Annotated in this window: 5 protein-coding genes and 1 riboswitch; all 5 genes read right to left on the bottom strand. The window is 74.6% G+C overall.

Annotated features, from left to right (window positions below):
* Window positions 1–782: energy-coupling factor ABC transporter ATP-binding protein (locus tag E4099_RS28230; RefSeq protein ID WP_135341961.1), on the bottom strand; the 782-nt coding region annotated here is incomplete at its 3' end.
* Window positions 779–1,528: a cobalt ECF transporter T component CbiQ gene (cbiQ, locus tag E4099_RS28225; RefSeq protein WP_135341960.1), complete on the bottom strand. Its 750-nt coding sequence runs from the start codon at window positions 1,526–1,528 to the stop codon at window positions 779–781. The genes E4099_RS28230 and cbiQ, both read right to left, overlap by 4 nt.
* 3 nt (window positions 1,529–1,531) lie before the next feature.
* The gene (locus tag E4099_RS28220) at window positions 1,532–1,876 is read right to left on the bottom strand and encodes an energy-coupling factor ABC transporter substrate-binding protein (protein WP_135341959.1); all 345 of its coding nucleotides are present in this window, start codon (window positions 1,874–1,876) and stop codon (window positions 1,532–1,534) included.
* Window positions 1,873–2,568, bottom strand: a complete 696-nt coding sequence (locus tag E4099_RS28215) for an energy-coupling factor ABC transporter permease (RefSeq protein WP_135341958.1) — start codon at window positions 2,566–2,568, stop codon at window positions 1,873–1,875. The genes E4099_RS28220 and E4099_RS28215 overlap by 4 nt, the downstream gene beginning before the upstream one ends.
* Window positions 2,569–2,597: 29 nt before the next feature.
* Window positions 2,598–2,790: riboswitch (cobalamin riboswitch) on the bottom strand.
* Window positions 2,791–2,838: 48 nt separating this feature from the next.
* Window positions 2,839–5,412, bottom strand: coding sequence for an ATP-binding SpoIIE family protein phosphatase (locus E4099_RS28210; RefSeq protein WP_245245251.1), 2,574 nt, complete (start codon window positions 5,410–5,412; stop codon window positions 2,839–2,841).
* Window positions 5,413–5,667 lie beyond the last annotated feature (255 nt).

Here is a 5,667-nt window from a genome sequence, read left to right as displayed (position 1 = left end):
CCCGCGGACAGCACCCCCCGCGCCCGCAGCACCCGGGCCGCCGCCGCCCCCCACGGCATCCGCAACCGCGCGGCGTCCAGCAGCTCCTGCTCGGCCAGCAGCCGGGCGGTCTCCCCGGTGCGCAGCCCGTCCGGGGTCAGCACCGCGGCCTCATCCGCCCAACGCAGTGCGAGGTCCACGTCATGGGTGGCCATCAGCACCGTGGTGCCCGCGTCCCGCAGCTGCCCCAGGACCTCGAGCAGCCGCTCCTGGCCGTGCGGATCCAGGCCTGCGGTCGGCTCGTCCAGGATCAGCACCCGCGGGCCCATGGCCACCGCCCCGGCGATCGCGGCCCGCTTGCGCTGCCCGTAGGAGAGCAGGTGGGTGGGCCGGTCGCGCAGCGCGGTGATGTCCAGGGCCGCCAGCGCCCGGGCGACCCGCTCGCGCACCTCGGCCTCCGGCAGCCCCAGGTTCAGCGGCCCGAAGGACACGTCCTGCCCCACCGAGGCGGCGAACAGCTGGTCGTCCGGGTCCTGCACCACCAGTTGCACGGTGGTACGCAGCCGGGTGAGCCCCTTGCGGTCGTAGGACACCGGTACGCCCGCCAGCCGCAGTTCGCCGGTGGCGCACCGCAGTCCGCCGCTGAGCAGGCGCAGCAGCGTGGTCTTGCCGCTGCCGTTGCGGCCCAGCAGGGCCACCGAGCGGCCCTCGGCGATGCCGAAGCGCACCCCGGTGAGCACCGCCGGCCCGTCCGGGTAGGCGTAACCGGCGTCGACGAGCTCCACGACGGGCGGCGGGGTCATAGCACGAACCTTTCGAGTACGAGGGTGAGGACGCCGATGCCTGCCAGCAGGCCGGCGGTCGCGCCCAGGAAGCGCGCGGAGACCGCCGCGGTGGGCACCAGCACCCGCAGCGTCCCGTCGTAACCGCGCCCGGCGAGCCCGGCCTGCATCCGCTGGGCCCGGTCGAAGGCACGGACGAAGACCGTCGCGCCCTGCCCGGCGAGCGAACGCCAGGCCGCGGCCCGGCTGGTGTGGCCCAGCCGGGCCGCCTGCGCCTGCCGGATTTGGCCGACGGTGTCCAGCAGCAGGAAGCTGATGCGGTACATCACCAGCGCCACGTCCACCACCGGGGCCGGCACCCCGGCCCGCACCAGCCGGGGGAGGACGTCGGACACCGGTGTGGTGAACGCGAACAGCAGCACTCCCAGGGAGGCGGCCGAGGTGCGCAGCAGCAGCCGCGTTGCCTCGCCCGGGCCGTCCGGGGCCCAGGTGACCAGCCCCCCGGTCCCGCCGATCTGGAACAGCAGCGGCACCGCACCGGTGACGCAGAATCCCAGCGGGACCCGGAACGCCCGCCACAGCTGGCGGCCCGGCACCCGGGCCGGACCCAGCAGTACGAGGAGAGCGGCGGCGGCGACCAGCGGGGCGCCGGGCCAGGCCGGCAGGCACACCGCGCTGAGGGTCAGCCCCAGGCCCAGCACGGCCTTCTCCAAGGGGTGTCGGTGGCGCCAGCCACTGCGGTGTGCCGCCGCGTCGATGGGCAGCACCGGCTACTCCGCCGGGGTGCCGGAGGAGGCGCCGGCCGCGGCGGCGGCGCGCTCCTCACCCTGGCGGCGCCCGCGGCGCAACCCGAAGTAGTACGCCAGCACCCCGGCGCCGAGCGCCGCCTGGAGGGCGAACAGCGCCGACTCGATCTCCCCGGAGGCCGGTTCGTACAGCGGGCTGAACCAGGGCTCGTAGTCCGGTTCGTTCTCCGTGATCGCGGTCTGGGCCTGCGCGTCGGACCCGGTGAACGGCTCCTCCTTGTGGTCGCCCATGCCCAGCACGACCGGCAGCGCGGCGAGTGCCACGACCACCGCCAGCAGCAGCGTGTTGATCTTCGCGTTGCGGCTCATCGGGCCACCGCCTCGGTGCTGTCCGGGCGCGCGGGGGCCAGTACGCCCAGCCGGACCAGCTCGCCCGTGCTGGACTGGCTCAGCAGCCGCATCACCAGCACGGTGAGCAGGCCCTCGCTGACCGCCAGGGGAATCTGGGTGACCGCGAAGATGCCGCCGAACTTGGCCAGCGCACCGGCGAACCCGCTGCTCGGGTCGGGGAAGGCCAGCGCCAGCTGGACACTGGTCACGCAGTAGGTGCTCAGGTCGGCGGCGAACGCGCCGAAGAACACGCACACCATCGGCGGCAGCGCGAGCCTGCGCAGCAGCCGGTAGACCGCGTACCCGGCCCAGGGGCCCGCGATCGCCATCGAGAAGGCGTTGGCGCCCAGCGTGGTCAGCCCGCCGTGGGCCAGCAGCAGCGCCTGGAACAGCAGGGTGATGGTGCCCAGTACGGCCATCGCCGGTGGCCGGAACAGGATCGCGCCCAGGCCGGTGCCGGTGGGGTGCGAGCAACTACCGGTCACCGAGGGGATCTTCAGTGCCGACAGGACGAAGGTGAAGGCGCCCGAGGCGCCGAGCAGCAGGGTGCTCTCGGGATGGGACTTGACCTCGCGGCTGAGCGCGCGGGCCCCGTGGATGACGAACGGCGCGGACGCCGCGCCCCAGGCCGCCGCGTGCAGCGGGGGGAGATAGCCCTCGGCTATATGCATGGGTTGGGAGACCTCTCCAGCACCTCGTGGATGGACAACGCGCCCTGGCCGGTCTCCTGGCTGACGGGTCATGCCGCCCGGCTCCGCCTTCCCGGGCGACGTGGTCTCCCACGCCGTCCCAGTGGCTCCCCGAAGGGGTGGAACCGGACTTCCCGATCACAGTGGCGAGGGCCGCACCGGTTCTCCACCGGTTTCCCGTGCACCAAGGCCCTGCGACCCTAGTGCTCCCGTGCCTGGTCACACAAGCCGCGCAAAGGGGGCGCGGATCGGCTACACGGCGGGCGGAAGCGCCTGTTCCGCCCAGATCGTCTTGCCCGCGCGGGTGTAGCGGCTGCCCCAGCGCGTACTGAGCTGGGCGACCAGGTACAGACCGCGGCCGCCCTCCTCGGTGACCCGGGCCCGCCGCATCCGCGGCTGGCTGCTGCTGGGGTCGGACACCTCACAGGTCAGCACGTCGGTGCGGATCAGCCGGAGTTGCACCGGACCGCCCGCGTACCGGATGGCGTTGGTGACCAGCTCGCTGACCACCAACTCGGTGGTGAAGACCAGCGCCTCCAGACCCCACTCCGTCAGCTGGGTGCTGACCAGCTCCCTGGCCTGGGCCACCACGGCGGGATCGGCGGTCAGCGCCCACCACACGGTGTCGCCCGCCGGCAGCCGCCGGACCCCGGCGACCAGCAGCGTCACATCGTCCGGCAGCCGGGCCGGCGGCAGGGCCGCCACGATCTCCCGGGCCGCGTCGTGCAGCGGCCGGTTCAGCGCCCCGGACTGCATCAGCCGCTTCCGCAGCCGCTCCATGCCCTCGTCCACATCCCCCGCGCCCCGCTCGAGCAGCCCGTCGGTGTACAGCGCCAGCACGCTCCCGGGCGGCAGCTCCATCACCGTCTTCTCGAACGGCAGGCCGCCCACACCCAGCGGCGGCCCCGGGCTCATGTCGAGGTAGCGCACCGAGCCGTCCACATCGAGCAGCGCCGGTGGCGGATGCCCCGCGCTGGCCAGCGAGCACCGTCCGTTGACCGGGTCGTACACCGCGTACAGGCAGGTGGCGGCGTACGAGCCGTCGGCGTCGCCCGGCGCCGGGCCGTGCTCGCGGCCCCAGGCGGAGAGTTCCAGCGGCCGCGCGTCGTCCGCCGCCTCCGTCTGCCCGGTGTGCTCGCCGGGCTCCCCGGTCATCGCCAACTGGTGTACCAGGTCGTCCAGATGGGCGAGCAGCTCATCGGGGTCGGGGTCCAGATCGGCCAGAGTCCGCACCGCGGTCCGCAGCCGGGCCATCGCCGCGGTCGCCGGCAGCCCGTGCCCCACCACGTCCCCCACCACCAGGGCGACCCGCGCCGAGGACAGCGGGATCACGTCGTACCAGTCGCCGCTCACCCCGCCGACGGGGTCGGCGGGCAGGTAGACGCTGGCGGTGCGCACCGCGGCGGTGTCCGAGATGGCCGGCGGCAGCAGCGAGCGCTGGAGGCTCACCGCGGCCAGATGCTCCCGGGTGTAGCGGCGCACGTTGTCCAGGGCCAGCGCGGCCCGGGAAGCGATCTCCTGCACCAGTTCCAGATCGTGCCCGTCGAAGGCGGGCCGGCCGGCCGCGGTCCGCCACAGGGTGACGTTCCCCATCACGGTGTCACGGGTGATCAGCGGCACACTCATCGCGGACCGGACTCCTGGCACCGCGATCGCCCATTCGGGCGGCGGATCGCCCACCGCGACCAGGTCCAGCCCGGTGACCAGCGTCCCCAGTCCCGTGGTCGGCGGGGAGTGCGGCCCGTCGCGGAGGTCGGAGAGCAGCGGCACCAGGTTCGCCCGCAGGGCGTCACCGCCCTCCCCGGTCACCGCCGTGCGCCGCAGCGCGGTCCGCTCGAGCCGGTGGGGCACCGGCTCACCCCCGGTGAACACCGGCTCCGCCACGTCCACCGCCACCGTGTCGGCCAGCGCCGGTGCCAGGGCCGCGGCCAGGTCCTCGCCGGTCTGCTGGGCCGACAGCGAGCCGCCGAGCACCGCGGTGGCCCGGTGCAGCACGGCGATCCGCTCCCGGCTGCGGTGCTCCTCGGTGACGTCCTGGTACAGGGCCGCCACACCCAGCAGCCGCCCACTGGGCTCCTGCAGCGGAAACGCCATGATCCGCAGCATCGCCCCGCTGCGCGGATCGTCCACGGTGCGGACCCGGGTGGTGAAGTTGACCACCGGTTCCCCGGTCTCCAGCACTCTCCGCAGCAGTTCCTCCGCCGCCGTCACGTCCTGCGCCCACAGGAAGTCCCCGAGCCGGTGCCCGGCCAACCGGTCCGGCACGCCGGTGTAGGGCAGCAGCGGGGTGTTGGTGCGCATCAGCCGCAGTTCGGCGTCGAACAGGGCCAGTCCGATCCGGTTCTGCTCGAACAGCTCGCCGGCCAGCGCGTGTTCCTGCCGCCAGCGGGTGACCAGCTCATAGGGGGCGCACAGCACCAGGTACCGGCCTCCGTGCCGCCCAGGCCACGGGGAGGGGCCGCCGGGCTCGGGCGCGTCGCCATCGGCCGCCGGGGCGTCCCCCGGGGGCGTGCCCGGCTGTGCGTCCGTACCCTCCTGGAGGGGCACCACCCGGAATCCGAGCTCCACCACGCCGCCCTCGCGGTGCCGCAGCGGCGCCCGGCCGTCCCAGATCCGGTCCGTCCGCCGGCCCAGCGTCTCGTCGCGATGGATCGGACCCGCGAGCAGCTCGGCCACGGGCCGACCGCAGACCTCCTCGGCCCGGTGGCCCAGGCACTCCTCGGCCGCCGAGGTCCAGGCCACCACGGTGCCCGCCGCGTCCACGACGGCCGCGCCGGTGTTGTACACGGCGAAGGGGTAGTCGTCGCCACCCAAGGCACTGCGCATACGCACACATCCCATCTCGGCCGGACACCATGGTCTCAGGGCACCCGGAGGCGCACCACAGAACGAGGCGGAGCCGGCCTCCGGGCCCGCCTGCACGGATGTCCGGCGGCGGGGATGGGCGGCGGGGCTGGTGCGGTGCTCCGCCGTCGGGGGAGCGCGGCGGCGACCCGGCCGGTGGGCCGTACGCGTCGAGGGGGCGGGTAGCGCGGATCGGGCTCCGGTGGCTGCCGGCGGGGGAGAGGCCGGGCACGAGGG

The sequence above is a fragment of the Streptomyces palmae genome (assembly GCF_004684805.1).
GTDB classification, from domain to species: Bacteria; Actinomycetota; Actinomycetes; order Streptomycetales; family Streptomycetaceae; genus Streptomyces; species Streptomyces palmae.
This window is presented reverse-complemented; position numbering and strand designations above follow the sequence as displayed.